The organism is Sphingomonas sp., from assembly GCF_965248875.1.
Taxonomy (GTDB): domain Bacteria; phylum Pseudomonadota; class Alphaproteobacteria; order Sphingomonadales; family Sphingomonadaceae; genus Sphingomonas.
Map to the genome: position 1 here is coordinate 170,394 of NZ_CBDFKR010000004.1, position 24,830 is coordinate 195,223.

At 69.1% G+C, this 24,830-nt stretch carries 33 protein-coding genes; 17 read left to right on the forward strand and 16 right to left on the reverse strand.

Going from position 1 to position 24,830, the window contains the following annotated elements:
• Positions 1-10 precede the first annotated feature (10 nt).
• The 6 genes from ribB to ACP2AD_RS03365 all read right to left on the reverse strand — a co-directional run bounded on the left by ribB (position 11) and on the right by ACP2AD_RS03365 (position 5,420).
• Positions 11-1,141 (reverse strand): 3,4-dihydroxy-2-butanone-4-phosphate synthase, encoded by a 1,131-nt coding sequence (gene ribB, locus ACP2AD_RS03340; RefSeq protein ID WP_425228665.1) that lies wholly within the window; start codon positions 1,139-1,141, stop codon positions 11-13.
• Positions 1,128-1,754, reverse strand: a complete 627-nt coding sequence (locus ACP2AD_RS03345; RefSeq protein WP_425228666.1) for a riboflavin synthase — start codon at positions 1,752-1,754, stop codon at positions 1,128-1,130. The genes ribB and ACP2AD_RS03345 overlap by 14 nt, the downstream gene beginning before the upstream one ends.
• An 18-nt stretch (positions 1,755-1,772) precedes the next feature.
• Positions 1,773-2,765 carry a bifunctional diaminohydroxyphosphoribosylaminopyrimidine deaminase/5-amino-6-(5-phosphoribosylamino)uracil reductase RibD gene (gene ribD / locus ACP2AD_RS03350; protein ID WP_425228667.1) on the reverse strand — a complete coding sequence of 331 codons (993 nt, stop codon included), beginning with the start codon at positions 2,763-2,765 and terminating at the stop codon, positions 1,773-1,775.
• 121 nt (positions 2,766-2,886) lie between these two features.
• Positions 2,887-3,234 carry a hypothetical protein gene (locus ACP2AD_RS03355; protein ID WP_425228668.1) on the reverse strand — a complete coding sequence of 116 codons (348 nt, stop codon included), beginning with the start codon at positions 3,232-3,234 and terminating at the stop codon, positions 2,887-2,889.
• 61 nt (positions 3,235-3,295) lie between these two features.
• Complete coding sequence (locus ACP2AD_RS03360; RefSeq protein WP_425228669.1) at positions 3,296-3,958, reverse strand: energy transducer TonB; 663 nt, start codon at positions 3,956-3,958, stop codon at positions 3,296-3,298.
• A 121-nt stretch (positions 3,959-4,079) separates the two neighbouring features.
• Entirely contained in the window at positions 4,080-5,420 is a 1,341-nt protein-coding gene (locus ACP2AD_RS03365; protein ID WP_425228670.1) for a glutamate--tRNA ligase, read from the reverse strand.
• Between the two features lie 65 nt (positions 5,421-5,485).
• On the opposite strand from ACP2AD_RS03365, the gene ACP2AD_RS03370 reads away from it, so the two are divergent.
• A complete protein-coding gene (locus ACP2AD_RS03370) occupies positions 5,486-6,418 on the forward strand; it encodes a ribose-phosphate pyrophosphokinase (protein WP_425228671.1) in 933 nt (310 codons plus the stop codon).
• Positions 6,419-6,481: 63 nt separating this feature from the next.
• On the opposite strand, the gene ACP2AD_RS03375 is transcribed toward ACP2AD_RS03370, so the two are convergent.
• Positions 6,482-6,817 (reverse strand): pilus assembly protein PilZ, encoded by a 336-nt coding sequence (locus tag ACP2AD_RS03375; protein WP_425228672.1) that lies wholly within the window; start codon positions 6,815-6,817, stop codon positions 6,482-6,484.
• A gap of 24 nt (positions 6,818-6,841) precedes the next feature.
• Positions 6,842-7,366 carry a sterol desaturase family protein gene (locus ACP2AD_RS03380; RefSeq protein ID WP_425228673.1) on the reverse strand — a complete coding sequence of 175 codons (525 nt, stop codon included), beginning with the start codon at positions 7,364-7,366 and terminating at the stop codon, positions 6,842-6,844.
• 79 nt (positions 7,367-7,445) lie between these two features.
• Between ACP2AD_RS03380 and sucC the strand changes: the two genes are divergently transcribed.
• From sucC to ACP2AD_RS03405, 5 genes are all read left to right on the forward strand, one after another.
• Entirely contained in the window at positions 7,446-8,660 is a 1,215-nt protein-coding gene (gene sucC, locus ACP2AD_RS03385) for an ADP-forming succinate--CoA ligase subunit beta (protein ID WP_425228674.1), read from the forward strand.
• Positions 8,661-8,669: 9 nt separating this feature from the next.
• Positions 8,670-8,912, forward strand: a complete 243-nt coding sequence (locus ACP2AD_RS03390; RefSeq protein WP_425228675.1) for a hypothetical protein — start codon at positions 8,670-8,672, stop codon at positions 8,910-8,912.
• A 9-nt stretch (positions 8,913-8,921) separates the two neighbouring features.
• The gene (locus tag ACP2AD_RS03395; RefSeq protein ID WP_425228676.1) at positions 8,922-9,671 is read left to right on the forward strand and encodes an electron transfer flavoprotein subunit beta/FixA family protein; all 750 of its coding nucleotides are present in this window, start codon (positions 8,922-8,924) and stop codon (positions 9,669-9,671) included.
• Complete coding sequence (locus ACP2AD_RS03400; protein WP_425228677.1) at positions 9,668-10,597, forward strand: electron transfer flavoprotein subunit alpha/FixB family protein; 930 nt, start codon at positions 9,668-9,670, stop codon at positions 10,595-10,597. The genes ACP2AD_RS03395 and ACP2AD_RS03400 overlap by 4 nt, the downstream gene beginning before the upstream one ends.
• A 62-nt stretch (positions 10,598-10,659) precedes the next feature.
• A complete protein-coding gene (locus tag ACP2AD_RS03405) occupies positions 10,660-11,274 on the forward strand; it encodes a phytanoyl-CoA dioxygenase family protein (protein ID WP_425228678.1) in 615 nt (204 codons plus the stop codon).
• Between the two features lie 132 nt (positions 11,275-11,406).
• Here ACP2AD_RS03405 and rpsD read toward each other — a convergent pair whose 3' ends face one another.
• The 4 genes from rpsD to ACP2AD_RS03425 form a co-directional block, all read right to left on the reverse strand.
• Positions 11,407-12,021, reverse strand: a complete 615-nt coding sequence (rpsD, locus tag ACP2AD_RS03410) for a 30S ribosomal protein S4 (RefSeq protein WP_425228679.1) — start codon at positions 12,019-12,021, stop codon at positions 11,407-11,409.
• Positions 12,022-12,221: 200 nt separating this feature from the next.
• On the reverse strand, positions 12,222-12,461 hold the full coding sequence (locus ACP2AD_RS03415) for a hypothetical protein (protein WP_425228680.1): 240 nt from the start codon (positions 12,459-12,461) through the stop codon (positions 12,222-12,224).
• 17 nt (positions 12,462-12,478) lie between these two features.
• Complete coding sequence (locus tag ACP2AD_RS03420; protein WP_425228681.1) at positions 12,479-12,751, reverse strand: hypothetical protein; 273 nt, start codon at positions 12,749-12,751, stop codon at positions 12,479-12,481.
• 92 nt (positions 12,752-12,843) lie between these two features.
• Positions 12,844-13,023, reverse strand: a complete 180-nt coding sequence (locus ACP2AD_RS03425; RefSeq protein WP_425228682.1) for a hypothetical protein — start codon at positions 13,021-13,023, stop codon at positions 12,844-12,846.
• 153 nt (positions 13,024-13,176) lie between these two features.
• Between ACP2AD_RS03425 and ACP2AD_RS03430 the strand changes: the two genes are divergently transcribed.
• Complete coding sequence (locus ACP2AD_RS03430; RefSeq protein WP_425228683.1) at positions 13,177-13,518, forward strand: chorismate mutase; 342 nt, start codon at positions 13,177-13,179, stop codon at positions 13,516-13,518.
• On the opposite strand, the gene ACP2AD_RS03435 is transcribed toward ACP2AD_RS03430, so the two are convergent.
• Positions 13,473-14,315 (reverse strand): metallophosphoesterase, encoded by an 843-nt coding sequence (locus ACP2AD_RS03435; protein ID WP_425228684.1) that lies wholly within the window; start codon positions 14,313-14,315, stop codon positions 13,473-13,475. The genes ACP2AD_RS03430 and ACP2AD_RS03435 overlap by 46 nt on opposite strands.
• Before the next feature lies 1 nt (position 14,316).
• Positions 14,317-15,117, reverse strand: coding sequence for a hypothetical protein (locus ACP2AD_RS03440; protein WP_425228685.1), 801 nt, complete (start codon positions 15,115-15,117; stop codon positions 14,317-14,319).
• A 79-nt stretch (positions 15,118-15,196) separates the two neighbouring features.
• On the opposite strand from ACP2AD_RS03440, the gene ACP2AD_RS03445 reads away from it, so the two are divergent.
• From ACP2AD_RS03445 to ACP2AD_RS03465, 5 genes are all read left to right on the forward strand, one after another.
• A complete protein-coding gene (locus tag ACP2AD_RS03445; protein ID WP_425228745.1) occupies positions 15,197-16,801 on the forward strand; it encodes a cisplatin damage response ATP-dependent DNA ligase in 1,605 nt (534 codons plus the stop codon).
• 81 nt (positions 16,802-16,882) lie between these two features.
• On the forward strand, positions 16,883-17,035 hold the full coding sequence (locus ACP2AD_RS03450; protein WP_425228686.1) for a hypothetical protein: 153 nt from the start codon (positions 16,883-16,885) through the stop codon (positions 17,033-17,035).
• 120 nt (positions 17,036-17,155) lie between these two features.
• Positions 17,156-17,650, forward strand: a complete 495-nt coding sequence (locus tag ACP2AD_RS03455) for an HNH endonuclease family protein (protein WP_425228687.1) — start codon at positions 17,156-17,158, stop codon at positions 17,648-17,650.
• A 54-nt stretch (positions 17,651-17,704) separates the two neighbouring features.
• A complete protein-coding gene (locus ACP2AD_RS03460) occupies positions 17,705-18,523 on the forward strand; it encodes an ATP-grasp fold amidoligase family protein (protein WP_425228688.1) in 819 nt (272 codons plus the stop codon).
• Positions 18,520-19,377, forward strand: a complete 858-nt coding sequence (locus ACP2AD_RS03465) for an EamA family transporter (protein ID WP_425228689.1) — start codon at positions 18,520-18,522, stop codon at positions 19,375-19,377. The genes ACP2AD_RS03460 and ACP2AD_RS03465 overlap by 4 nt, the downstream gene beginning before the upstream one ends.
• On the opposite strand, the gene ACP2AD_RS03470 is transcribed toward ACP2AD_RS03465, so the two are convergent.
• Positions 19,361-20,158 carry a glutaminyl-peptide cyclotransferase gene (locus ACP2AD_RS03470; protein ID WP_425228690.1) on the reverse strand — a complete coding sequence of 266 codons (798 nt, stop codon included), beginning with the start codon at positions 20,156-20,158 and terminating at the stop codon, positions 19,361-19,363. The two genes, ACP2AD_RS03465 and ACP2AD_RS03470, sit on opposite strands and share 17 nt — an antisense overlap.
• A 23-nt stretch (positions 20,159-20,181) precedes the next feature.
• Between ACP2AD_RS03470 and ACP2AD_RS03475 the strand changes: the two genes are divergently transcribed.
• Positions 20,182-20,904, forward strand: coding sequence for an HAD-IA family hydrolase (locus tag ACP2AD_RS03475; RefSeq protein ID WP_425228691.1), 723 nt, complete (start codon positions 20,182-20,184; stop codon positions 20,902-20,904).
• Positions 20,905-21,007: 103 nt separating this feature from the next.
• Here the strand turns inward: ACP2AD_RS03475 and ACP2AD_RS03480 are convergent, their stop codons facing one another.
• The gene (locus ACP2AD_RS03480) at positions 21,008-21,880 is read right to left on the reverse strand and encodes a cold-shock protein (protein ID WP_425228692.1); all 873 of its coding nucleotides are present in this window, start codon (positions 21,878-21,880) and stop codon (positions 21,008-21,010) included.
• A 196-nt stretch (positions 21,881-22,076) separates the two neighbouring features.
• Here ACP2AD_RS03480 and ACP2AD_RS03485 point away from each other — a divergent pair, with 196 nt between their 5' ends.
• From ACP2AD_RS03485 to ACP2AD_RS03500, 4 genes are read left to right on the forward strand one after another with little or no spacing between them, the layout of a single operon-like run.
• Entirely contained in the window at positions 22,077-22,847 is a 771-nt protein-coding gene (locus tag ACP2AD_RS03485; protein WP_425228693.1) for a TerC family protein, read from the forward strand.
• A 38-nt stretch (positions 22,848-22,885) separates the two neighbouring features.
• The gene (locus tag ACP2AD_RS03490) at positions 22,886-23,509 is read left to right on the forward strand and encodes a ribonuclease D (RefSeq protein ID WP_425228694.1); all 624 of its coding nucleotides are present in this window, start codon (positions 22,886-22,888) and stop codon (positions 23,507-23,509) included.
• Entirely contained in the window at positions 23,502-24,158 is a 657-nt protein-coding gene (lptC, locus tag ACP2AD_RS03495; RefSeq protein ID WP_425228695.1) for an LPS export ABC transporter periplasmic protein LptC, read from the forward strand. Before ACP2AD_RS03490 ends, lptC begins: the two co-directional genes overlap by 8 nt.
• A gap of 6 nt (positions 24,159-24,164) precedes the next feature.
• Complete coding sequence (locus ACP2AD_RS03500) at positions 24,165-24,689, forward strand: LptA/OstA family protein (protein WP_425228696.1); 525 nt, start codon at positions 24,165-24,167, stop codon at positions 24,687-24,689.
• The last annotated feature ends 141 nt before the right edge of the window (positions 24,690-24,830 follow it).

Consider the following 24,830-nt stretch of genomic DNA (forward strand, 5'->3'; position numbering starts at 1 on the left):
CCGGGAGGATTCAGCCGATCTTCCGCTCGCCGACGATGCTCAGCCCATAGCCGTCGAGGCCGATCAGCGTGTGGTGGGTGTTGGTCAGCAGCACCATCTCCTCCACCCCCAGCTCGGTTAGGATCATCGCCCCGACGCCATAATCGCGCAGCTCCTCCATGTCGGGCTGCAGCGTGCCCGCCTTGGTCTGCAGCGCGACGGTGAACTGGTCGGGGCGGGGCCGGTTGATGACGACGACGACGCCTGCGCCCTCTTCGCCGATCAGCTCCATCGAGCGGCGCAGCAGGTCGCCGCGGTCGCCGTCCTCGCCGAAGATGTCGGCAAAGGTCGACAGCGCGTGCATGCGGACCAGCGTCGGCCTGGCCGGGTCTACGCGGCCCTTGACCAGCGCGATCTGCTCGGTGCCTGTGGCCTTGTTCCAGAAGGTCTGCGCCGTCCATTCGCCGCCCCAGCGGCTGGTGAACTTCGCCTCCGCGCGCTTTTCGACCAGATGGTCGTGGCGGCGGCGATAGGCGATCAGGTCGCGGATGGTGCCGATCTTGAGCGCATGGTGCTGCGCGAAGGCGACCAGGTCGTCCATTCGCGCCATCGTCCCGTCCTCGTTCATGATCTCGCAGATCACGCCCGAGGGATTGAGCCCGGCCAGCCGCGCGACGTCGACCGCCGCCTCCGTATGCCCGGTGCGGACCAGCACCCCGCCGTCGCGCGCGACCAGCGGAAAGACATGGCCCGGGGTCACGATTTCATCGCGCCCCTTACCGGCGTCGATCGCCACCGCGATCGTCCGTGCCCGGTCGGCGGCGGAGATGCCGGTCGTCACCCCGTCGCGCGCCTCGATCGAGGTGGTGAACGCGGTCTCGTAGCGGGTGCCGTTGTTGCGGCTCATCAGCTGCAGGCCCAGCTCGTCCACGCGCCGCTTGGTGAGCGCCAGGCAGACCAGGCCGCGGCCGTATTTGGCCATGAAGTTGATTTTCTCGGGCGTCGCCATCTGCGCGGGAATGACGAGGTCGCCCTCATTCTCCCGGTCCTCGTCGTCGACCAGGATGAACATGCGGCCGTTGCGCGCCTCGTCGATGATCTCCTCGGGCGACGACAGGAAGCCGTGGCGCAGCCGCGCGAGTTCGGCCTTATGAGCGGGCACGATAGCTCTCCATCCGTTGCAGGTAGCGCGCGAGCACGTCGATTTCGATATTGACCGCCTGTCCGGCCTCCAACTCGCCCAGCGTCGTTTCCGACTGGGTGTGGGGAATGACGTTGATGCTGAAATGCGTGCCGTCCTGCTCGTCGCGGACCTCGTTGACGGTCAGCGACACGCCGTCGACCGTCACCGACCCCTTTGGCGCGACGAACGCCGCCAGTTCACGGGGCAGGCGGAAGCCGATCCGCTTGCTGTCGCCCGCGGGACAGACGCCCAGCACCTCGGCGACGCCGTCGACATGGCCGGTGACGATGTGGCCGCCGAGTTCGTCGCCAAGCCTGAGCGCGCGTTCCAGATTGAGGCGCTTGCCCTCAGTCCACTGACCCTGCGCGGTGCGGCTCAGCGTCTCGCCAGAGACATCGACCGCGAACCAGCCCGGGCCCCCATCCTCGCCGACGCCCAGGTCGACAACGGTCAGGCAGACGCCCGAGCAGCTGATCGACGCGCCGAGGTCGATGCCGGCGGTGTCATAGTCGGTCGAGACGACAACGCGCGTGTCGCCGCGCGTCTCGACGCGCTCGATCGTCCCTATGTCGCTGACGATTCCCGTGAACATAAGCCCTCTGTTGCCGCGTCATCCGGGGGGAAAAGTGGTTCTCACTTCTCCTGATAGCGCGGTGCGCTCGTAGACCTCCAGCCGGTCAGCGCCAAGCTGCCGCGCGTCGTACAGATGCCAGCGGCCATGCGCTTGTGTCAACGCTGTCATGTCAAGTGCGGCGATGGCCGGCATACCCCCACCGATCAGGATCGGCGCCCGATAGAGGAGGAGGCGGTCGACCAGGCCGGCCTTGAGGAACGCCGCGGCGGTCTGCGCACCGCCTTCGATCAGGAGGTGGTCGGCGGCGAGGGTGGCGACCTGCTCCGGCGCGTCGAGCCAGAGAACATCGTCATCGCCGCTTTCGCGCGGATGACGCGACGAAAGGACGACGCGTTGCGGCGACCGCTCCTCCAAGCCAGGCAGCCTGACATCGAGCGTCGGCCGGTCCGCCGCCCACGTCCCGCGCCCGACCAGGATCGCCTCATGCCGGGTGCGCTCGACATGGGCATGCGCGCGCGCTTCCGGCCCGGTGATCCACCGGCTCTCGCCGCTCGCCAGCGCGATGCAGCCGTCGAGCGACATCGCCAGCTTCAGCGTCACCAGCGGACGACCGAGCGTCCGGCGGGTGAGCCAGCCCGTCATGCTCCGCCGCGCCGCCGACGCTGAGATGCCGGCGGTGACCGTCACGCCCGCCGCCTGCAGCCGGGCCAGACCAGTCCCGTCGGTGCGCGGGTCGGGGTCGCGCAGCGCGGCCACCACCCGCGCTACGCCTGCCTCGGCAAGGAGGCCGGCACAGGCCGGGCCGCGCGGCGAGGCATGCGCGCAGGGCTCCAGCGTCACATACGCGGTGGCGCCGCGCGCCGCCTCGCGAGCCTGGTCCAGCGCTATCGCCTCGGCATGCGGCCGGCCACCGGGCTGGGTCCAGCCGCGCCCGACCACGCGACCGTCCTTGACCAGTACGCAGCCAACCGGGGGATTGGGACAGGTCCGCCCCCGCCCGCGCTCCGCCAGCCCCAGCGCAGCGGCCATCCAGCGACGGTCGTCTATCGCCCGGCGTCCCGGCGGCGCGCCGCGATCCCGCTACCCTGCCCCGAGCCGCGCAACCACGGTCGCGATCGGCGGTCCGGACAACGAATGGCAATCCAGCTACTCATAGATGAAGCGCATCCATGCGGTCCTTGACCTGCTGGAACTGCGCGCGGCGCGCCGCGTCGGCCTGCTCGCGCTCGGCGCGCTGCCGCGCCTCGATCGGGCCGTCGATCCGCTGCTGCGCGATCACCTCGGCGTCGGTGCGGTCGCGCCGCCATTGCTGCACATAGATGATATCGCGGTGATAGACCTTCCGGAACTGACTGTCGTGCCAGAACGCCCAGATCGTGACGGCGGTCAGCGTCACCGCCAGTGCCGCAAAGCCCCACTGATGCGGGCGGCGCTGACCAAAGAAATAGCGCAGGTCGGCCCAGGCGCCCGCGGGCTGGATACGCTGGAGCATCTTCATCTGCGCGAACATAGGGGTGGCGCGCGCCGGCAACCACCCCCCGAGGCCTATCGCCGCCGCATCATTCCTCGCCCTCAATGCGGAAGCGTACCGTCATCTGCCGCCACGCCGCATAGGGTATGCCGTCGCGCGTTGCCGGGCGGAAGCGCCATTTGGTGCGGGCGCGCTGTTCGGTGACGCGCCAGAACGCATCGCTGGGCGCGGCGATCTCCTCGACGTCGGTAACCCGGCCGTCGATGCCGACCAGCACGCGCAGCGTCACCACGCCTTCACGTCCTGCCCGGCGCTCCTCCGCCGGATAAGTCGGCTGAAAGTCGCTCAGATAGCGTGCGTCGGGCTGGGCTCCGACCAGCACCGGCGGCGGTTTGGGCGGATCAATCGCCACGTCCTCTCCGGGGCCCGTCCCTGCCAGCGGCGCCACCGGCGCCACCGGATCGTGCGGCACCGTGAAGTCGCTCGCGAGTGGCGGCGGCACGATCGGGATCGGCGGGTCGATCTGAGCCGGCCGCGGCTCCAGCCGCTGGCGCGGCGGCGGCGTGGGATCGGGTGGCGGTGGGGGCGGGGGCGGCGCCACATCGATGAAGTGGAGCTCCTTCTCGTGATGCAGGACGCCGATCACCGTCGGGCTGAGCATCGCGGTGGCGACCAGCACGCCGACGATGGCGACGGACAGCGTCAGGCTGCCCTTGTTGACCCGCCGTGGTGCATAACGGTTCGCATACATGACACCTCTCCTGTGCGTGTGTGTGCCTGTGCCGGCCGGGTCTGCGCCCGACTCGACTGTCAGGTTATACTATAACATTACGAACACAAGCAGGTTCCGCGGGTTTGAAGCTCGTGACCTTTCAACGGGAGAGCCGCGCGATCGCCCGCTCGCGCCCGATCAGCGGCAGCAGCGCCGCCATGTCGGGACCGTGGTCCAGCCCCGTCAGCGCCCGGCGGAGCGGCAGGAACAGCGCCTTGCCCTTGCGCCCCGTCGCGCCCTTCAACGCGCCGGTCAGCGCGTGCCACGGGTCGCCCGCCCAGTCGATCGCGCCCGCGGCCGCCGCCGCCTGCGCCAGATAGGCGCGGTCCTCCAGCAGGATCGCGGCGTCGATCGGCCCCTCGATCACCCGCCACCAGTCGGCGGCGTCGGTGACCCGCTCGAGATTGGGGCGCACCACCGCCCAGGCGGTCGCGTCCATCCCCGGCGGCAGCCGGCCGGCGACCGCGTCGAACGGCAGTTGATGGACGATCCGGGCGTTGACCTGGTGCAGCTCGCCCTCGTCGAACCGCGCCGGCGCGCGACCGATATGGTCGATGGCAAATCCGTCGATCAGCGCGTCGAGACCGGTCACCGCCTCGACCGGATCGCTCGTCCCCAGCCGCGCCAGCAGCGACCGCAGCGCAGCGGGCTCCACGCCCTCGCCGCGGAAATGATCGACGCCCAGCGACCCCAGCCGCTTCGACAGCTTGCCTTCCGTTCCCGTCAATAGTGGGGTGTGGGCGAAGCGCGGCGCGGCGCCCCCCATCGCCGCAAACATCTGCAATTGCAGCGCCGTGTTCGAGACATGATCCTCCCCGCGCACGACATGCGTGACGCCCAGGTCGAGATCGTCGATCGCGCTCGGCAGCATGTACAGCCACGAGCCGTCGGCGCGGCGCACCACCGGGTCGCTCATCGTCGTCGGCTCGACCGTCTGGGGCCCGCGAACAAGATCGGCCCACGCGATCGGCGTGTGATGGTCGAGCCGGAACCGCCAGTGCGGCCGGACACCGTCCGCTTCCAGCCGCGCCCGCGCCGCGTCGCTCAAAGCCAGCGCCGCGCGGTCGTAAACCGGCGGTCGCCCGCGCCCGAGCAGTACCTTGCGCTTCAGGTCCAGTTCCTGCGTCGTCTCATACGCCGGATAGACGCGCCCTGCCGCGACCAGCTGCGCGAAGCGCGCCTCATAGGCGTCGCTGTGACGGGATTGCCGCGCTTCCGCCTCCCAGTCTAGCCCGAACCAGGCGAGGTCGGCCCGGATCGCGTCGACGAACCGCTCCTCCGATCGATCGGCGTCTGTATCGTCGATCCGGAGCAGGAACCGCCCCCCCCCCGCCGCCCGCGCGAACAGCCAGTTGCGCAGCGCCTGTTGGAGATTGCCCACGTGCAGGCGCCCGGTGGGGGAGGGCGCGAAGCGGGTGACGACGGTGGCGGCGGCGGTCATGCCCCGGCCCTCTAGCCCAATCGCGACAGCCGCGGCTATGGAGCGCGCCTGCGGGAGGCACATGCATGAAACTGATGACCGGCAACGCCAACCGCCCGCTCGCGCAGGCGATCGCCGACTATCTCGGCACCGCGCTGACCGACGCCAGCGTCCGCCGCTTCGCCGACGAGGAGGTGTTCGTCGAGGTCAACGAGAATGTCCGCGGCGAGGACGTGTTCGTGATCCAGTCGACTGGCTTCCCGGCCAACGACAATCTGATGGAACTGCTCATCATGATCGACGCGCTGAAACGTGCGTCGGCGCGGCGGATCACCGCGGTGCTGCCCTATTTCGGCTATGCGCGGCAGGACCGGAAGCCCGGTCCCCGCACGCCGATCTCCGCCAAGCTGGTCGCCAACCTGATCACCGTCGCGGGCGCAGACCGGGTCCTGTCGGTCGATCTGCATGCGGGGCAGATCCAGGGCTTCTTCGACATCCCGACCGACAATCTCTACGCCGCGCCGGTGATGAGCGCCGATATCCAGGCGCGCTTTCCCCGCGACAACATGATGGTGGTTTCTCCGGACGTCGGCGGCGTGGTGCGCGCACGGGTGCTGGCGAAGCGGCTCGGCAATGCGCCGCTTGCGATCGTCGACAAGCGCCGCGAGCGTGCCGGCGAGTCGGAGGTGATGAACATCATCGGCGAGGTCGAGGGGCGTTTCTGCATCCTGATCGACGATATCGTCGATTCGGCGGGGACCTTGTGCAACGCGGCGGCGGCGCTGAAACAGGCGGGCGCGGCGGAGGTGGTCGCCTATGTCACCCACGGCGTGCTGTCGGGCGGCGCGGTTGCGCGCGTCCACGGCTCGGTGCTGTCGGAACTGGTGATAACCGACTCGATCGGCAGCGAAGCGGTGTCGGCCTCGCCGCGGATCAGGCATCTGCCGATCGCGCCGCTGCTGGGCGAGGCGATCAAGCGGATCGCGGACGAAACGTCGGTGTCTAGTCTGTTCGACTGAAAACCGCCGCGGCGAAGCCGCGTCGTCGGGCAGGCTCGGCGGCGGCCGCGCCTGCGGCCGCGACTATTGCTGCGACAGCGCCACGATATGCTCGAATACCGCCGGATGCAGCGGCTTGGCGAACGCGCAGCCATATTTGAACTTGTCGCGCCAAGCGACCACCGCCTCCAGCGCGGCCAACCCCGGCAGCGTCAGCCACACGACCGTTCCCGGCCATAGCGTGAAGCTAGTCTCCGCCCGGAAACCCGATCGCGACAGGTCGACGACATCGATCTCGAACTTCGTCTGACCCCGGTCGCGCAGGTGGGCGCGCATCTTGACGCCCTTGCGCAGCGCGCGGCGATGATCGCTCAGCGGCCGCAGGGACGTGTACGGAGGCGAGAAGCGCGGCTGTTCCATGCCCCCGCCATGCCACGGGATTGGTTATCGTTTGGCTAAACCGGCCGGCGCGCGGATTGCACCGGCGCGTTCGCCGCCGCCGCGGCGACGCTTCAGTTCCGCCTTGAGCACATCGGGTCGCGGCGCGACCAGAAACCCGAAGCTGACCGTGCCCCCTTTGCTTTCGACGACGTGGTGCAGTCGGTGCGCCTGGACGATCCGCCTCATATAGGAGGAGCGCGGCAGATAGCGGGTCGGGATGCGGCCATGCACGATCACGTCGTGAAAGCCGAAATAGATCGCGCCATAGCCGGCGATGCCCGCGCCGATCCAGGTGCAGCCCGGCCACCAACCCGCCTGCACGCCTGCGTAGAGCAACATGATCGACGGCACGGCGAAGATGACGGCGTAAAGGTCGTTCAGCTCCCACGCGCCGGTGCGCGGGCGGTGGTGGCTGCGATGGAGAAACCATCCGAACCCGTGCATCACCCAGCGATGCGCCGCGTAGGCCACGCCCTCCATCGCGAGGACGGTGCCGAGGAACAGGAGGATGCCGACAGGCCAGGTCATCGCGGTGGGCATATAGGGTGGATTCGCTGCAATCGATATGCTTTAGCCGCCATGATCCTTCAGAGGTTATGGCAGCTCCATGAACATTCACGAGTACCAGGCCAAGGAATTGCTGGCGAAGTTCGGCGTTCCCGTGCCCGCTGGTTTCGCCGCGATGAGCGTGGACGAGGCGGTGGCGGCGGCGGGCAAGCTCCCCGGGCCGCTCTATGTCGTCAAGGCGCAGATCCATGCGGGCGGGCGCGGCAAGGGCAAGTTCAAGGAACTGGGTCCCGACGCCAAGGGCGGCGTCCGGCTGGCGAAGACCGCCGATGAGGTGCGCGCGGCCGCGGCCGACATGCTGGGCAACACACTGGTGACCGTCCAGACCGGCGAGCACGGCAAGCAGGTCAACCGCCTGTACGTGACCGACGGCGTCGACATCGCCAAGGAGTTCTACCTCGCGTTGCTGGTGAACCGGGCGACCGGCCGCGTGTCGATGGTCGCCTCGACCGAGGGTGGCATGGATATCGAGACCGTCGCTCACGACACGCCCGAGAAGATCCACGCGATCGACATCGACACCGCGACCGGCTTCATGCCGCACCACGGCCGCGCCGTCGCTGCCGCGCTCGCGCTGACCGGTGACCTCGCCAAGCAGGCCGCCAACGTTGCCGCCAAGCTGTACGACGCGTTTCTGGGAACCGACGCAGAGCAGATCGAGATCAATCCGCTGGCGGTCACCGAAGCCTCTGGTGATTCTGGGGCAAAGCTGATGGTGCTCGACGCCAAGGTCGCGTTCGACGGCAACGCCATGTTCCGCCACAAGGACCTGGCGGCGCTGCGCGACGAAACCGAGGAGGATGCGTCGGAGATCGAGGCGTCGAAGTACGATTTGGCCTATATCAAGCTCGACGGCGACATCGGCTGCATGGTCAACGGCGCCGGGCTGGCGATGGCGACGATGGACATCATCAAGCTGAACGGCATGTTCCCCGCCAACTTCCTCGACGTCGGCGGCGGCGCGAACAAGGAGAAGGTGACGGCGGCGTTCAAGATCATCCTCGGCGATCCGAACGTGAAGGGCATCCTGGTCAACATCTTCGGCGGCATCATGCGCTGCGACATCATCGCCGACGGCATCGTCGCGGCGGCGCGCGAGGTGAACCTGTCGGTCCCCCTTGTCGTGCGGTTGGAGGGCACCAATGTCGAGCAGGGCAAGGCGATCCTGGCGAACAGCGGCCTCGCCATCGTCCCCGCCAACGACCTGGGCGACGCCGCGCAGAAGATCGTCGCCGAGGTGAAGAAGGCGGCGTGAGGAGCTGACATGGCCGACAATGTTGAGAACATGACCTTGGAGCTGCTCAAGCGGTTGCAGGCGTCCATCGATCGCGTGGAGCGCGTGGTCAATGAGCACACCGGCCGCCTAGCTAATCTTGAGGGCGGCCAAGCGTCGATCATCCAGCATCTTGGCCATCTCGCCGGAGCCGATGCGGCCCAGCAGCTCTCGCTCGACAACGTTCACAGACGCCTCGACCGTGTCGAGCGCCGCCTAGAACTGACTGATTGAGGAACCCGCATGAAGGTACTCGTTCCCGTCAAGCGCGTGCTTGACTACAACGTCAAACCCCGGGTGAAGGCCGACGGCTCCGGCGTCGATCTCGCCAACGTCAAGATGAGCATGAACCCCTTCGACGAGATCGCCGTCGAGGAAGCAATCCGGCTCAAGGAGCGGGCCGGGGTGACCGAGATCGTCGCGGTGTCGGTAGGCGAGGCCAAGGCGCAGGAGACGCTGCGCACCGCGCTGGCGATGGGCGCCGACCGCGCCATCCTTGTCGTCAGCGACGAGAAGGTCGAGCCGCTGGGCGTCGCCAAGATCCTCAGCGCGATTGCCGCCGAGGAGAAGCCCGACCTGATCATCTTGGGCAAGCAGGCGATCGACGACGACAACAACCAGACCGGGCAGATGCTCGCGGGGCTGCTCGGCTGGGGCCAGGGCACCTTCGCATCCAAGGTGGAAATCGCGGACGGCCACGTCACCGTGACACGCGAGGTCGACGGCGGGCTTGAGACGGACCGGTTCACGCTGCCCGCGATCGTCACCACCGACCTGCGATTAAACGAGCCGCGGTATGCGTCGCTGCCCAACATCATGAAGGCGAAGTCGAAGCCGCTCGCGCAGAAGACGCCCGCCGACTACGGCGTCGACGTCACCCCGCGGCTGAAGACGGTCAAGGTGGTCGAACCCGGCAAGCGTACCGCCGGGGTCAAGGTCGCCGATGTCGACGAACTCGTGATGAAGCTGTCCGCGATGGGAATTTCAAAGTGAAGACGCTGGTCTGGGTCGAGCATGACGGCGGCGCCGTCAAGGACGCCACGCTGTCGGCGGTCACTGCCGCGGCCAAGCTGGGCGAGGTGCATCTGCTCGTCGCCGGGCAGGGCGTCGATGCGGTCGCGCAGGCGGCGGCGCGGATCGCCGGCGTGAGGAAGGTTCATGTCGCAGACGACGCGGCCTATGCGCATGCGCTGGCCGAGAATGTCGCACCGCTGGTCGTCGAGCTGATGGGGCATCACGACGCCTTTGTGGTGCCCGCCACGACGACGGGCAAGAACGTCGCGCCGCGCGTCGCCGCACTGCTCGACGTGATGCAGCTGTCCGACATCCTGTCGGTCGAGGGGCCGGACACCTTCACGCGCCCGATCTATGCCGGCAACGCGATCGCGACCGTCCAGACCAGCGACAAGAAGCTGGTGCTGACCGTGCGCGGCACCGCGTTCGACAAGGCGGCCGGCGAGGGCGGCAGCGGCACGGTGGAGGCGGTCGCCTCGACCGGCGACAAGGGCCTGTCGACCTTCCAAGGCGCCGAGATCGCCAAGAATGCCCGGCCCGAGCTGACCAGCGCCAAGGTGATCGTGTCGGGCGGCCGTGCATTGGGCTCGTCCGAACAGTTCCACGCGCTGATCGACCCGCTCGCCGACAAGCTCGGCGCCGGGGTCGGGGCCAGCCGTGCCGCGGTCGACGCGGGCTATGCGCCCAACGACTATCAGGTCGGCCAGACCGGCAAGATCGTCGCCCCCGAGGTGTACGTGGCGGTCGGCATCTCCGGCGCGATCCAGCACCTGGCGGGGATGAAGGACTCAAAGACGATCATCGCGATCAACAAGGACGCCGACGCCCCGATCTTCCAGGTCGCCGACCTTGGCCTGGTGGGCGATCTGTTCAAGCTGGTGCCGGAGCTGACGGGGAAGCTCTGATCTTCTCGACGGCGGCACTCTCATTTGCTCGCGACGGCGCTGCCCTCTTCCCGGGCGCCGCATTGCCCGTCCTCGCGGCGGTGGAAGCGGAGATAACAACGGTCGGCCGCACGGTGGCGGGCCTTCGCATACGCGGGTATCCCGCCCTCGCCCGCTTGGTCGCGGCGGGTGGGGTGATCGGTGGAGTTGCCGCTGCGCAGCTGGGCGCGTGCGCTACGCCGGTCCGCGCAATCCTATTCGACAAGACTCCTGAGACCAACTGGGCGCTGGGTTGGCATCAGGACCGCACCATCGCCGTTGCGCGCAGTCACAATCTGCCCGGTTGGGGACCGTGGACGATGAAGGCGGGCCTCCAGCACGTCGAGCCGCCCTTCGCGATCCTGAAGGCGATGATCACGCTGCGCATCCACCTTGATGATGTGCCGGCCGACAACGCCCCGCTGCTGATCGCGCCCGGATCGCACCGGCTGGGACGGGTCGCGGAAGCGGATATCACGGACGCAGTTCGGCAATGCGGGACAGCAATCTGCCTCGCAGCGCGCGGCGACATCTGGGCCTATGCGACGCCGGTACTCCATGCGTCGGCGGCGGCGTCAGGTCACGCGCATCGTCGCGTGCTTCAGGTGGACTATAGCGCTGAGCAGCTCCCAGCGCCGTTGGAGTGGCTCGGCATTTGAAGGGTGCCGCCGCGGGCGTCCCTTGTTATGTTCGGACAGCGACGTGGCGAAGCCGCGTCGCCGGTCCTCGCTGTGGCGAGGCCGGCCGCTCGCGCCGAGTAGCCGCCGGATCAGCTGTGCTAATCCGATGCTTCAGCGCGAATAGAACTCGACCACGAGGTTCGGCTCCATCTTCACCGGATACGGCACCTCGTCCAGCGTCGGCACACGGTTGAAGGTGACCTTCGCGGTACCGTCTGCGGCCACATATTCCGGGATTTCGCGCTCGGCGAGGCTCTGCGCCTCCATGACCAGGGCCATCTCCTGCGCCTTCGCCCCCAGCGTGATCTCGTCGCCGACGAAACAGCGGCGCGAGGCGACGTTGCATTTGGTCCCGTTGACGCGGACATGGCCGTGGCTGACGAGCTGGCGCGCGGCGAAGACAGTCGGCGCGAACTTGGCGCGATAGACGATCATGTCCAGCCGCTGCTCGAGCAGGCCGATCAGGTTCTGGCCCGTGTCGCCCTTCATCCGGGCGGCCTCGATATAGGCGGCCTTGAACTGCTTCTCGGTGACGTCGCCGTAATAGCCCTTGAGCTTTTGCTTGGCGCGCAGCTGGATGCCGAAGTCGGAGACCTTGCCCTTGCGGCGCTGGCCGTGCTGACCGGGGCCGTATTCGCGCTTGTTGACCGGGCTCTTCGGACGACCCCAGATGTTCTCGCCCATCCGGCGGTCGAGCTTGTACTTGGCGCTGGCGCGCTTCGACATGAGACTTCCTTCAATCTACGAACGACGTTTTCCGCCTTCCTGGCCCGAAAACCGGTTCCCACTTTTCGGGGAAGGCAGGTTGGTCCCGGTCTCGCGCTGCTGGCCGATCGCTCGGGGCAGGCCGCCTGCTTCACCGGGGTGCAGGGGCGATTGCGACGGGGCGGGGCCTAGCGGCGGATGCCAATCGCGTCAACTGTGCATCAGTTGGTCGGCTGCGTGCCGCGCTGCCGCTCGATCTCGATCCGGTCCATCGCGCGCCGGTTCTGCGCGTCGATGACGGCCCACTCGCTCTTGCGCCTGCAGGTTCGTCGCCCGGGCATGATCGAGCCGGTCGCCGTCTCCACCGTCCGACAGACCATACGGTCGAGCGGCGCGGGGGCGGCCAGGGTCGCGGCGGCGGACGGCGCGCTCTGAAGCGCAACAAGCAGGTAAGCGAACATCAGCTTGTCAAATCCTGTTAACGCGGGCGGGTGTCGCCAACATTGGCGCCCTCGTTCGCGCCGCCTGCACTATACTCAGTGCCGCTCGCGTCGCGACTGTTCTGCCGGGCACGTTCCGTGTCGCGATCGGTCGCGGCCCACTGGCTGCGCGGCTTGCAGATGCGGCCGGGGAAGATGCTGCCCGTAGCCGTCTGGTAGCGGCAGACCATCGGGTCGGGGCGAACGGCAGTAGCGGCGGCGCGTGGCGGCACGGTGACCTGACCGGTCAGGAGCAGGAAAACGAAGAGCATCGGCGTTCCTCCTGAAGCTAAAGGTGACCAACCGTCCCGGCCTGCGCGTGATCGACGGTGTTCGATACGCGGCGATTCTGCTGAATCCTCTCCTACTCACGATCGACCGACATCCACTGGCTGCGCGCTTTGCAGATGCGGCCGGGGAAGATGCTCCCCGTCGCGGTCTGATAGCGGCAGACCATTGGATCGGCCCGTGCGGCGGGGGCGGCGGCGGGAAGGACGGCGGGCGTTGCAGCCTGCGCGCCGAGCAGCAGATAGGCAAAGAGCATCGACGACCCCGTGGACGAGCTGCGGTGACCCGTTTGCCGGCCGGCCGGAACCGCGGCAATTGGAGCAGCGACCTTGACCCAATTACACGCGAAAATCAACGGCGGCGCGGCGGCGTTGGACTTGTCCCGCCCAGCGGTTATGCGCCTTGGCTCATGACGACGCTACCCGGCCCCGACTGCACCAGCATGGCCGAAGTCCGCGCCGGGGTCGATGAAGTTGACCTCGAGCTGGTCGCCCTGCTCGCCCGCCGTTTCGCCTATATGGACGCCGCGGCGCGGATCAAACCGGTCCGTGATGCGGTGCGCGACGAGGCGCGCAAGGCGCAGGTGATCGCCAATATCCGTGCCCGGGCGCGCGCCGCCGGCCTGCCCGAAGAGCCGCTCGCTGCGCTGTGGGATCAGTTGGTCGAGGCGTCGATCACCTATGAGCTTATCGCCTGGGACCGCCGTCAGGGCGTCAGCGTCAGCAGCCACCAGTCGGCGGGCGCGCCGTAGCGCAGCGGCGCGACGCTGGTTCCCGTGCCGGCGGTGACGATCGTCAGCCGCGCGCCCTCACGCACCGCGCCGCAGCGATAGCGCGGCTGCGTCACCTGAACCAACGCGCCGATCAGCGGCAGCACGATCTGGCCGCAATGCGAATGGCCGGCGAGGAGCAGCGGCATATCCGCGGGCAGCCGCGGCGCGATGTCGGGCGAGTGCGAGACCAGCACCGGTGCGCCGCCCAGTTGCCGCACCGCGGCCACCGCCGCGGCCGGGTTGGCGTGGCGGGTGACCATGTCGTCGATGCCGCCGATCGCCAGCGGCCCGCGCCGGACCGCCGTGTTCCTCAGCACTGTCACGCCCGCGGCGGCGAGGGCGCGACGCAGGCGCGGCGCGTCCGTCCAATATTCATGGTTGCCCATCACCGCGACGATCCCGAGCGGCGGGCGCAGCCTGCCGACTTCGCCCAGCATCGCGGCGGCGGGTGCGGCGTCGGCCTGCCGATGCCCCGCCACATAGTCGCCCGCCAGGATGACGAGGTCCGGGTGCAGCGCCTCGGCCGCGGCGACCAGCCGCCGCAGCCGCGCGCGGTCGGTCGCGGCGTTGCCGGAGTGGAGGTCGCTCCACAGCAGCACCCGGACCGGCGCCGCGCCCGCAGGCCAGCCGGGCAGCCGCACCGTCGCCTGCCGCACCACCGGGTCGGCGCGGGCATGGCGGTAGCCGTTCGCGGTCAGTGCCGCCGCGATCAGCAGGAGCAGCGCCACACCCCTCACCGCCCGCCGCAGCATATGCCTCCGCTTGCGATCCTTCATCCTATCGCCGATCTGCCGCGCCAAGCAGGCGGCGCACGTCTCGCGCATGGCGGACCAGCGGCTGGACCAGCGCGATCTTGCCATCGTGATCGCTGATCTGGCGGTTGAGCGCCGCGCGCAGCCCCGGCAGCGCGCGCACCACCGCGGCACTGCGTGCCGTCGTCGCCGGATCGAGCGGCAGCGGCGCGCACTGCGCCGCCAGCTCCGCGCGGCCGGAGCCGTCGGGGGTGAACGAGATCCGCTCGGGACAGGCCCGTCGCACCGCCTGCTGCGCCGCATCCGGCATCCCGCTGCGGACCAGCTCGCGATAGGGGGTCACCGCGTCGAAGGTGACGCTGGTGGTCGCCACGCCGACATAATAGTTGGCGACCTGCTCGCGCAACCGGGCGTCGCCGATCCAGGGCGTCGCGCCGCGCGACAGGAGCTCGTCATAGGTGAAGCGTTTCACCTTGCGCGGCGTGATCTGCGTCGCCTCGAATACGTCGATCAGCAGCGCGGCGTCGCTCGCGCCCGCCGGTCGGTCCAGCCCCGCGAGCGCCTGCTGCGCATGCGCACGCACCCCGGCATAGTAGCGGCCGCGATCAACGAGATCGGATTCGTTGTCGGCCAGGTCGCCGATCAGCCGCTGGCGATACTCGTGCCCGTCCGCCTGGTTCAGCCGCGCCGCGTTCCAGTTGTTCGCCTGCAATCCGAGAAACACGCCGAGCACCAGGATCGCGAGATCGATGGCCGTGCCGAACCAGTTGTGCGTCGCGACATGGCGGCGGAACCGGCTGAAGCGTCGGACGCGGCGTACGATCATCTGCTTGGCCCCCGGCCGCACGATAGCCGGTGATGGCTGCCCGGTCGAACCCGAACGGATCGCACGCGTTACGACCACCATGCACGCCTTCGCGCAGCTCCTCGACAGCCTCATCTACACGCGCGGGCGCAACGGCAAGCTCAAGCTGATTGCCGATTACCTGCGCGCCACGCCCGACCCCGATCGCGGCTGGGCGATGGCGGCGCTGACCGAGGAGCTGGACCTGCCCGCGGTCAAGCCGGCGCTGATCCGCGCGCTGATCGAGAGCCGGGTCGATCCGGTGCTGTTCCGGATGAGTCGCGACTATGTCGGCGACACGGCCGAGACGGTGGCGCTGCTCTGGCCCGAACCGCAGCCGCCGGTCGCGGCGGCCCCGCTGAGCGTGAGCGAGGTTGTCGACCGGCTCCGCCACCTGTCGCGCTCGGACGCGCCGGGGGCGCTCGCGGCGATGCTCGACCGGCTCGACAGCGACGAACGCTATGCGCTGATCAAGATGGCGACGGGCGCGATGCGCGTCGGCGCGTCGGCACGGCTGGTCAAGACCGCGTTCGCGCAGGCGTTCGGCCTCGACGTCGAGGTGGTGGAGGAGGTGTGGCACGGGATTGCACCGCCTTACCCGACGCTGTTCGCCTGGGCGGAGGGAACGGGCGCGCAGCCGACGGCGGCCGATACGCCGGTGTTCCGTCCGTTCATGCTCGCGCATCCGCTGGAGGAGCTGCGCGTCAGCCTCGACGACTATGCCGCCGAGTGGAAATGGGACGGCATCCGCGTCCAGATCGTCAACGTTGCGGGCCAGACCCGGCTCTACAGCCGCACCGGCGACGACGTGACGGGCAGCTTCCCCGAGGTCGCAGCCGCCTTCGCCACGCCGGGCGTCGTCGACGGCGAGCTGCTGGTGAAGGGCGAGGCCCAGGGCGGCGCCCTGGATCACGGCGGTGGGGCGGCGAGCTTCAATGCGCTCCAGCAGCGGCTCGGGCGCAAGATCGTGTCGGCGAAGATGCTCGCCGACTATCCGGCGTTCGTCCGCCTCTACGACATCCTGTTCGACGGCACCGAGGACCTGCGCGGCGAACCCTGGACGGAACGGCGGCGGCGGCTGGAGGCGTTCGTCCCGCGGCTCGACCCCGAGCGGTTCGATCTCTCGGCGGTGATCGAGGCGGGCGACTTCACCGGGCTGGAGGCGATCCGCGCCGGCGCGCGCGATGCGGCGATCGAGGGCGTGATGCTCAAGCGCCTCGACAGCCCCTATGTCACCGGCCGCCGCGCCGGGCTGTGGTACAAATGGAAGCGCGACCCCCTCACCGCCGACTGCGTGATGATGTATGCGCAGCGCGGCAACGGGCGGCGATCGAGCTGGTATTCCGACTATACCTTCGGCTGCTGGACCTGCGACCCGGCGGCGGGCGGCGAGCTGCTGCCGGTCGGCAAGGCCTATCAGGGCATCACCGACCAGGAGATCGCCGAGCTCGACAAGTTCGTCCGCACCCACACGCTCAACCGCTTCGGCCCGGTGCGCGAGGTGGAGAAGACGCTGGTGCTGGAGGTCGCGTTCGATTCGATCCACCTGTCGGCGCGCCACAAGAGCGGCGTCGCGATGCGCTTCCCCCGCATCGCGCGGATCAGGACCGACAAGCCCGCCGCCGAGGCGGACCGGCTGGACACGCTGAAGCGGCTGGTGACGTGAAGCGCCGTTTCCTTTCAGCGATTTAAATTTTGCGCGTGCCCGCGTGCGGCCACCAGCGATGACGCAGAAGCGGGGGATGCGATGGACGCCAAGGACTATGTGGTGAATGAGGTGCTGCGCGATCCGCGCCGCTTCATGGTGCCGCTCTATCAGCGCAAATACCAATGGGGCGAGGTCGAGCTGCTGCCGTTATGGCACGAACCACCCTGGTTGACGGTGATGATGCACAGGTGATCTTCGAGACGTTGAACAGCAACGGCAAGCCGCTGCTGGATCGGCGCGCGCTTTCTCCGCGATGGCGGTCCGTCGCTGACCTCGTTCGTCGACAGTTTTGCCGAGCAGTCCGGTCCCGCCGTGCTGTTCCCGTCCAATGATGAGCTGCGCTTCGCGATCGTCAACAACCCGCTCTACAAATGGTTTGTCAAAGGCGAACGCCTGCAGGATGTTCTCTGGGAATTGGAGGTGGCGAGCCGCGGGCCGTTCGCCGAGAAGCTGGCGCGGCCGTCAAGTCTATGGGTCGAACATGTCATGCCGCAGTCGTGGGAGGCGCATTGGCCGCTGCCCGCGAACGCCGACCTCACCGCCCACCAGCCCGCACGCGACCGGCGAGAGCGGCTGATCCATACGCTCGGCAATCTGACGCTGACGACCGATCGGCTCAACATCGCACTCGGGAACGGCATGTTCGAGGCGAAACGCGCCAAGCTCGATGCCAGCCTGCTCGCGCTCAACAAATGGTTCGCCAGCCGCGGCGAGTGGAACGAGGCGGCGATTGAGGAGCGGAGCCGCGAGCTGGCGGAGCGGGCGATCGCGATCTGGCCACATCCGGACGCGGCAGCACGCGCGTGAACCGCCCTCGCACCGGCGCCGTGATCGGCTAAGGAAGGGCATGCGAGCCGCCGCGTGACCGTTCCCCTCCTCGCCCCCGCGCGCGTCCACCTGACCTATCTGTGGCGGCACCGGCGGCGGTTGCGGCTGGCGTCGCCGCGGCTGTTCACCGAATGGGTCCAGCACCGCAAGCTGTTCGATCGCGACCCGCGGCTGCCGCCGCTCGCCGATAAGGTGGCGGTGAAGGCGCTGGTCGCCGCGCAGCTGGGCGAGGCGTGGGTGATCCCGACGCTGTGGCATGGCAACACCCTACCGGCGGCACCGCCCTGGCCGCTGCCGGTCGTCGTCAAGCCGCGGGCGGGCTGTGGCCGGGTGGCGATCGTGACCGATCCCGCCGATTGGCCCGACGTCCGGCGGCGGACGGCGCGCTGGGGCGGGCACGGCTATGGCTATTGGCTGGACGAATGGGCGTATCGCGGCGCGCCGCGCGGGCTGCTGGTCGAGCCCTATATCGGCTGCGGCGCGGTGCTGCCGGTCGATTACAAGTGCTTCGTGTTCGGCGGCCGCGTCGAGTTCGTCCAGGTCCATCTCGATCGCGCAGGCGATCATCGCTGGATCGTCATGGACCGGCGGTGGCGGCGCGTGTCGCCGCCGACCGGCGAGCGCGACCCCGCCCGGCCCGCGACGCTGGACCGCATCGTCGCGGCGGCGGAGGCGCTGGCCAAAGGACACGATTTTCTCCGGGCAGATTTCTACGAGGTCGACGGACGGCCGCTGTTCGGCGAGCTGACCGTCTATCCGGGGTCGGGGCTGCTCCCCGTCCTGCCGCCCGCGCTCGACCGGCGGATGGGCGAACATTGGCGGCGCGCGCGCGAGCGGCTGGCGGCGGCGTGACGGCGTTCGCGATTCCCGCGGCGATGATGGTCGCGTCCGGATCGATCCACGCGGTCGTCAACGCGATCGTCAAGGGCGGCCGGTCGAGCGCGGCCGACCCGCTCCACGCGCGGATGGTCGCGCGCGGCAGCACCGACGGGGCGAGCGCGGTGGTGCTGCTGCCCGCCGCCGCCTTCGTCGCCTGGCCGCACGGGGCGGAGCACTGGCTGCTGGCGAGCGCGGCGGTGCACCTGGTCTATCTCTACGCGATGATCCGCACCTATGCGCTGGCCGATCTTTCGGCGGCGTATCCGGTGATGCGCGGCAGCGCGCCGCTGCTGACCGCGGCGATCAGCATCGGGCTGTTCGGCGAGCGGATCGCCACCACCGCTTCCGCCGGCATCGCGCTGATCGGGGCCGCGATCCTGACGCTGGTGCTGGGGCGGCATCTCGACGCGCGTGCGCTCGGCTGGGCGCTGCTGACCGGGGCGTCTACCGCGCTCTACACGATCGCGGACGCGCGCGGGGTGCGCGCCGCGCCGTCCCCGGCGAGCTATATCGTATGGGACTTCGTGCTGATCGGGTCGATCAGCGTGGCGATGTTCGCGAGCCTGACGCGCGGCCGGCTGTTCCGCGACCTGCGCGCGCAGTGGCGGCCGGGCGCGGCCGCGGGGGTGCTGTCGGTCGCCACCTACGGCGTCGCGCTGTGGGCCTATGCGCTCGGTCCGACCGCGCCGCTCGCCGCGCTGCGTGAGACAGGGATGGTGACGGCGCTGGTGATCGCGACGCTGTTCCTCCGCGAGGCGGTGACGGGGCGGCGGGCGGCGGCGGTGGGCGGCATTCTGGCGGGCGCGGCGCTTATCCTGGCGGGGTAGCGGGGTCGAGCGCGATTTCGAACAGCGCCGGCCACAGCTTGCCCGTCACGAACAGCCGCCGGTGGGCGGCGTCCCAGGCGATGCCGTTGGCGACCGCCTCCGGGTCGGTGACCTGCACCTGCGCGACCACCGGGCGGAGGTCGACGACGGCGGTCACGCGCCCGGTCGCGGGGTCGATGCGGAGCAGGTACGGCGTATGCCAGACATTGGCGAACAGCGCGCCGTCGACCGCCTCCAGCTCGTTGACCTGGGTCACCGGGCGGCCGCGCAGCGTCACGGTGACGGTGCGGTGGACGGCAAGCGTGCGCGGATCGAGGAAGCGCAGCGTCGCCGTCCCGTCCGACTGCACAAAGCCCGCCGCGTCGCTGGTCAGCCCCCAGCCCTCCCCGGTGAACCGGCCGTTGCCGCGCGGGCGCAGCGTGCGCACGTCCCAGCGATGCGCGACGCCGCCATGCCAGGTCAGGCTGACCAGCTCCTCGCCCCAGGCGGCCAGCCCCTCGCCGAACTCGCTCGCCGGGATGCGCGCGCGCGCCGTGACGCGCCCGTCAACGAGCGAGACGCGGCGGACCTCCGACCGGCCCTCCAGCCCGATGCTCTCGTACAGCGCGCCGTCGCGATACAGCAGCCCCTCGGTGAACGCGCCCGTGTCGTGCGGGTAGCGCGCGACCACGCGGGCGACGAAGACGGGGACCGGCGCGTCGGTCATGGCGGCGGGCGCGGCGACCGGCGGCGCCGCCTGAGGAGCCGCTGCCAGGAGGGCGAGGGAGAGGAGCCGCTTCACGCGACCGCCGATACACGCTGGCGATGCGACGCGCCATGCAGCCTGCGCCAGTCGATCGGCGCGCTTTCGGCTCCGGCAGGCGATCCAGACAGCAGGCTTGCTCCCGCTCTCGCGCCGTGGTTCGATCCGGCATGCGGCGCAGGGCGATCATGGTGGACGTGGACGGCGTGCTCGTCACGCACCCGGATGCCGCCGGGTGGAGCGCAGGTCTCGAGAAGGACATCGGCCTGTCGGCTGCTGATCTTCGGCGGGTATTCTTCGAACGCCATTGGGCGGACGTGGTGCATGGCCGGGCAGCGTTGCGCGCGCGGCTTGCCCTGGCGCTCGCGGAGCTATCGAGCCCGGTGACGTGCGACCAGCTGATAGCCTATTGGTTCGCCAACGACGCGCATCTGGACAGCCGTCTGCTTGACGAACTGTCAGGGCTGCGCAGCGAGGGGATGGAGGTTCATCTCGCCACGGTTCAGGAGCACGAGCGGGCGAGTCATCTGTGGGAGCGGCTCGACCTCCGCAGCAAGTTCGATGGGATGCACTATGCCGCGGCGCTCGGCAGTTCCAAACCCGCCAAGGCCTTCTATCGGGCAGTGGAGGCCGCGACGGGGCTCACCCCGGACGCGATCTTCTTCATCGACGACAAGATTGCGAACGTCACCGGCGCGCAGGCGTGCGGGTGGACGGCAGCGCTATGGACCGGTCGGGAAACACTGCGAAACCTGATGGCGCAGCAGCATTGGGACGGCCTGTAGCCGCGGTCGGCGCTGTAATGGATTGGCCGACGCAACGATGCCATCCACGAAAAAAGCCCGCCCGGGTCTCCCCGGGCGGGCCGTTCTGTCGCTGCGTATCCGCTTACGAACCGGGGGCCAGGTTTACCGCGGCATACTTGCCGCGACGGTCGACCTCCAGCTCGAACTGGAGCTTGTCGCCCTCGTTCAGCGTCGGCATGCCCGCGCGTTCGACCGCCGAGATATGGACAAACGCATCCGGCTGGCCGTCATCGCGCTGAATGAAGCCGAAGCCCTTCATCGCGTTGAAGAACTTGACGGTGCCCGTCGCCTTTTCGCCGGTCAGCTGCCGCTGCGGCGCGCCGCCGCGGTCGCCGCCGGCGCCACCGAAGCCGCCGCCCTGACGCGGACCGCGGTCGCCGCCGAAGCCGCCGCCTTCGCGCGGCTCACGCGGGGGTGCGCGGTCGGTAACCGGCATCGGCTCGCCGTCGATCTTGAGGTCGGTCGCCGAGATGCGGCCGCCGCGATCGACCAGGGTGAACCCGAGCGGCTGACCCTCGGCCAGCCCGGTCAGTCCCGCCTGCTCCACCGCGGAGATGTGAACGAACACGTCCTCGCCGCCATCGTCGCGGACGACGAAGCCGAAGCCCTTCTGGCCGTTGAAGAACTTGACGACACCCGTGCCCTCACCGACGACCTGGGGAGGCATGCGGTTGCCGCCGCCACCGCCGCCGAAGCCACCGCCTCCACCGCCGCCGCGAAAGCCACCACCGCCGCCACCGCCGCCGAAGCCGCCGCCCCCGCCACCGGCACCGCTGCGGAATCCGCCGCCGCCGAAGCCGCCGCGGTCACCGCCGCCGCCGAAACCGCCGCCGCCAAAGCCGCCGCCACCGAAATCACCGCCGCCGCCGAATTCACTGCTGCCGCCGCCGAAATCGTCGCGCTTGTCGCGGCCGCGCCCGCCACGATTGCCGCGGCCACCCTTGTCGTAACCCATAACCCTGTTCGTCTTCCCGACTCGTCCAATGCTCGCCAGCCGCGTGCGTCGGACGTCGGACACGCGCGGCCGGGCGCGAAACCTTTTGCGCCTTGATTGGTGCCTTAGCCTATTCCGCAAGGCGGTGCGAGGCGATTCGACGCCGCTTAGTACGCTTCCTTGCCTAAATGTGGCAGGAACGGCACAGGCATAAGGCATGACCGCGATCATGCAGCTTATTTCCGACCCCGCCGCTTGGGCCGCGCTGCTGACGCTGGTGGTGCTGGAGGTGGTGCTCGGGATCGACAATCTGGTCTTCATCTCGGTCCTGACCAACAAGCTGCCGGCCGAGCGGCAGCGGGGCGTGCGACGGCTCGGCATCGGACTGGCGCTGGGGCTGCGCCTGCTGCTGCTGTCGGCAATTGCGTGGATCACGCGGTTGACCGCGACCGTGATCGACCTGGGTCTGCGCGGGCCGCTCGACACGCATGGCGAGCCCAGTTTCTCGACCGACTTCTCGTGGCGGGACCTGATCTTGATTGCGGGCGGCGTGTTCCTGTTGTGGAAGGCGACGCAGGAGATCCACCACAATCTCGATGCGCCGGGCGGGGAGAAGGGCGCGGCCGGGGTCGCGACGATCACCGTCGGGGCGGCGCTGATCCAGATCCTGGCTCTGGACATGGTGTTCTCGATCGATTCGATCCTGACCGCGGTCGGGATGACCGACGACCTGCCGATCATGATGGCGGCGGTGGTGATTGCGGTGGGGGTGATGCTGCTCGCCGCCGACCCGCTGGCGCGCTTCATCGCGCGGCATCCCTCGGTAGTGATGCTGGCGCTCGCATTTCTGCTGATGATCGGGCTAGTGCTGGTGGCGGACGGGTTCGGCGTCCACATCCCAAAGGGCTATATCTACACCGCGATGGCGTTTTCGGTCGCGGTGGAGGCGCTCAACCTGCTGGCGCGGCGGCGGCGGGCCGCGGGCTGATGGTTCCCTTGCGGACGGCCACCCGCTAGGGCTTGAGCATGACGGTTCACCTGCACGAGGAAGACCTGCCCGCGGGCGCGCTGTTCGCGGCCGGCGCGGCGATCGCGGTTGATACGGAGACGATGGGGCTGATCACACCGCGCGACAGGCTGTGCGTCGTGCAGCTGTCCGACGGTGGGGAGGACGAGCATCTCGTCCGTTTCGCGCCCGGCAGCACCTACGCGGCGCCCAATCTGAAGGCGCTGCTCGGCGACCCCGCGCGGCTCAAGCTCTATCATTTCGGCCGTTTCGACATCGCGGCGCTGCAGCATTACCTCGGCATCGTCGCCGCCCCCGCCTGGGACACCAAGATCGCGTCGCGGCTGATCCGCACCTATACGGACCGGCATGGATTGAAGGAGCTGGTCAAGGAGCTGCTCGGGCAGGACCTGTCGAAGCAGCAACAGTCGTCCGATTGGGGCAGCCCCGATCTCAGCGACGCGCAGAAGGATTATGCCGCGTCCGACGTGCGCTTCCTGCATCGATTGCAGGACGAGCTGAAGAAGCGGCTGCTGCGCGAGGGACGCATGCCGCTGGCGCAGGCGTGCTTCGACTTCCTTCCGGCCCGCGCCGCGCTCGATCTGGCGGGGTGGCCTGAAATCGATATTTTCGCGCATGCCTGAAGCAGCCACCGCTGCCGCGCCCGCACGCCGCACGCGTTCGGCGCGGGCGCGCTGGGCCGCGCCCGGAGGCCGTCACGACCGGCTGATGTCGTTGCTTTCGTTCGGCTTGCCTGTGGGTGTCGGCATCCTCGCGGCGTTTCTGGTGATGGCGCCGATCTATTCCAGCGGCGACGTCTCGTTCGTCCTCGACAAGAACAAGGTTGAGGTCGCGCACGAACGGCTCAAGATCCAGCGGGCGCAATATCGCGGACAGGATGCCAAGGGTCAGCCCTTTACCCTGAATGCGGGCTCCGCGGTCCAACGCAGCTCGGCCGAGCCGGTGGTGCAGCTCAACGCGCTCGACGCGCGCATCCAGCTTCCCGACGGCCCGGCGCAGCTTCACGCCGATACCGGCCGCTACGATATGGACAGCGAGCAGGTGCATGTGAACGGGCCGATCCACTTCATCGGCCCCGACGGCTATCGGCTCGACACGCGCGATGCGACCGTCGACCTGAAGCAGCGCCAGCTCGCCAGCGGCGGCGCGGTGACCGGCGCGGTGCGGCAGGGCACCTTCTCCGCCGACCGTCTCCATGCCGATCTGGCGGCGCGCACCGTCACGCTCGACGGCAATGCGCGCTTGCGCATCAGCCCGCGAGGGGCGAGATAGCCGCCGATGCGCCGCTTTTTCTTCCTGTCGCTCCTCGCTGCGGCGCCGGCGCTGGCGCAGGGCAGTCACAACACCGCCGCGCCGATCGACTTCGGCGCCGATCATATCGAGCTGCAGGACCGGGCAAACCGCGCCGTGCTCTCCGGCAACGTTTCGGTAAGGCAGGCGGAGATGAGCCTGGCCGCGGCGCGCATGACCGTCGCCTATACCGGCCAGGTCGTGAACGGCAGCCCGCAGGTGTCGCGCCTCGACGCCAGCGGCGGGGTCACCGTGCGCCGCCCGGACCAGACCGCGCGATCGAGCTACGCGATCTACGACCTCAACCGCCGTGTCATCACCATGCTGGGCGCGGTGTCGCTGACCCAGGGGGCCAACACCGTCAACGGCGGACGGCTGACGATCAACCTCGATACCGGCCGCGCTGTGATCGACGGTTCGTCGGTCGGCAGCGGCGGTGCGGGCGCGGGCGGCGCGACGACCGCGCGCGGCGGCCGGGTGACCGGCACCTTCTCCGTCCCCGATCGCCGATAGGCAGCGACATGCGCCCGGTCGCGCGTCGTTCGGTCTTTCTGCCATCGTCATTGTGGGGAATGGCAGCGCTGGTCGTCGCATGCGCGTTCTTCCTTATGGCGCATATTCTCCTGCACCACTGAACCGCGTGATCGACAGATT

Excerpts from the sequence above, each read along its gene's own strand:
- ACP2AD_RS03345 (WP_425228666.1), bottom strand. The coding sequence starts at position 1,754 with ATGTTCACGGGAATCGTCAGCGACATAGGGACGATCGAGCGCGTCGAG.
- ribD (WP_425228667.1), bottom strand. The coding sequence starts at position 2,765 with ATGGCCGCTGCGCTGGGGCTGGCGGAGCGCGGGCGGGGGCGGACCTGT.
- ACP2AD_RS03355 (WP_425228668.1), bottom strand. The coding sequence starts at position 3,234 with ATGAAGATGCTCCAGCGTATCCAGCCCGCGGGCGCCTGGGCCGACCTG.
- ACP2AD_RS03360 (WP_425228669.1), bottom strand. The coding sequence starts at position 3,958 with ATGTATGCGAACCGTTATGCACCACGGCGGGTCAACAAGGGCAGCCTG.
- ACP2AD_RS03365 (WP_425228670.1), bottom strand. The coding sequence starts at position 5,420 with ATGACCGCCGCCGCCACCGTCGTCACCCGCTTCGCGCCCTCCCCCACC.
- ACP2AD_RS03370 (WP_425228671.1), top strand. The coding sequence starts at position 5,486 with ATGAAACTGATGACCGGCAACGCCAACCGCCCGCTCGCGCAGGCGATC.
- ACP2AD_RS03375 (WP_425228672.1), bottom strand. The coding sequence starts at position 6,817 with ATGGAACAGCCGCGCTTCTCGCCTCCGTACACGTCCCTGCGGCCGCTG.
- ACP2AD_RS03380 (WP_425228673.1), bottom strand. The coding sequence starts at position 7,366 with ATGACCTGGCCTGTCGGCATCCTCCTGTTCCTCGGCACCGTCCTCGCG.
- sucC (WP_425228674.1), top strand. The coding sequence starts at position 7,446 with ATGAACATTCACGAGTACCAGGCCAAGGAATTGCTGGCGAAGTTCGGC.
- ACP2AD_RS03390 (WP_425228675.1), top strand. The coding sequence starts at position 8,670 with ATGGCCGACAATGTTGAGAACATGACCTTGGAGCTGCTCAAGCGGTTG.
- ACP2AD_RS03395 (WP_425228676.1), top strand. The coding sequence starts at position 8,922 with ATGAAGGTACTCGTTCCCGTCAAGCGCGTGCTTGACTACAACGTCAAA.
- rpsD (WP_425228679.1), bottom strand. The coding sequence starts at position 12,021 with ATGTCGAAGCGCGCCAGCGCCAAGTACAAGCTCGACCGCCGGATGGGC.
- ACP2AD_RS03415 (WP_425228680.1), bottom strand. The coding sequence starts at position 12,461 with ATGTTCGCTTACCTGCTTGTTGCGCTTCAGAGCGCGCCGTCCGCCGCC.
- ACP2AD_RS03420 (WP_425228681.1), bottom strand. The coding sequence starts at position 12,751 with ATGCTCTTCGTTTTCCTGCTCCTGACCGGTCAGGTCACCGTGCCGCCA.
- ACP2AD_RS03425 (WP_425228682.1), bottom strand. The coding sequence starts at position 13,023 with ATGCTCTTTGCCTATCTGCTGCTCGGCGCGCAGGCTGCAACGCCCGCC.
- ACP2AD_RS03430 (WP_425228683.1), top strand. The coding sequence starts at position 13,177 with ATGACGACGCTACCCGGCCCCGACTGCACCAGCATGGCCGAAGTCCGC.
- ACP2AD_RS03435 (WP_425228684.1), bottom strand. The coding sequence starts at position 14,315 with ATGAAGGATCGCAAGCGGAGGCATATGCTGCGGCGGGCGGTGAGGGGT.
- ACP2AD_RS03440 (WP_425228685.1), bottom strand. The coding sequence starts at position 15,117 with ATGATCGTACGCCGCGTCCGACGCTTCAGCCGGTTCCGCCGCCATGTC.
- ACP2AD_RS03445 (WP_425228745.1), top strand. The coding sequence starts at position 15,197 with ATGCACGCCTTCGCGCAGCTCCTCGACAGCCTCATCTACACGCGCGGG.
- ACP2AD_RS03450 (WP_425228686.1), top strand. The coding sequence starts at position 16,883 with ATGGACGCCAAGGACTATGTGGTGAATGAGGTGCTGCGCGATCCGCGC.
- ACP2AD_RS03475 (WP_425228691.1), top strand. The coding sequence starts at position 20,182 with ATGCGACGCGCCATGCAGCCTGCGCCAGTCGATCGGCGCGCTTTCGGC.
- ACP2AD_RS03480 (WP_425228692.1), bottom strand. The coding sequence starts at position 21,880 with ATGGGTTACGACAAGGGTGGCCGCGGCAATCGTGGCGGGCGCGGCCGC.
- ACP2AD_RS03485 (WP_425228693.1), top strand. The coding sequence starts at position 22,077 with ATGACCGCGATCATGCAGCTTATTTCCGACCCCGCCGCTTGGGCCGCG.
- ACP2AD_RS03490 (WP_425228694.1), top strand. The coding sequence starts at position 22,886 with ATGACGGTTCACCTGCACGAGGAAGACCTGCCCGCGGGCGCGCTGTTC.
- lptC (WP_425228695.1), top strand. The coding sequence starts at position 23,502 with ATGCCTGAAGCAGCCACCGCTGCCGCGCCCGCACGCCGCACGCGTTCG.
- ACP2AD_RS03500 (WP_425228696.1), top strand. The coding sequence starts at position 24,165 with ATGCGCCGCTTTTTCTTCCTGTCGCTCCTCGCTGCGGCGCCGGCGCTG.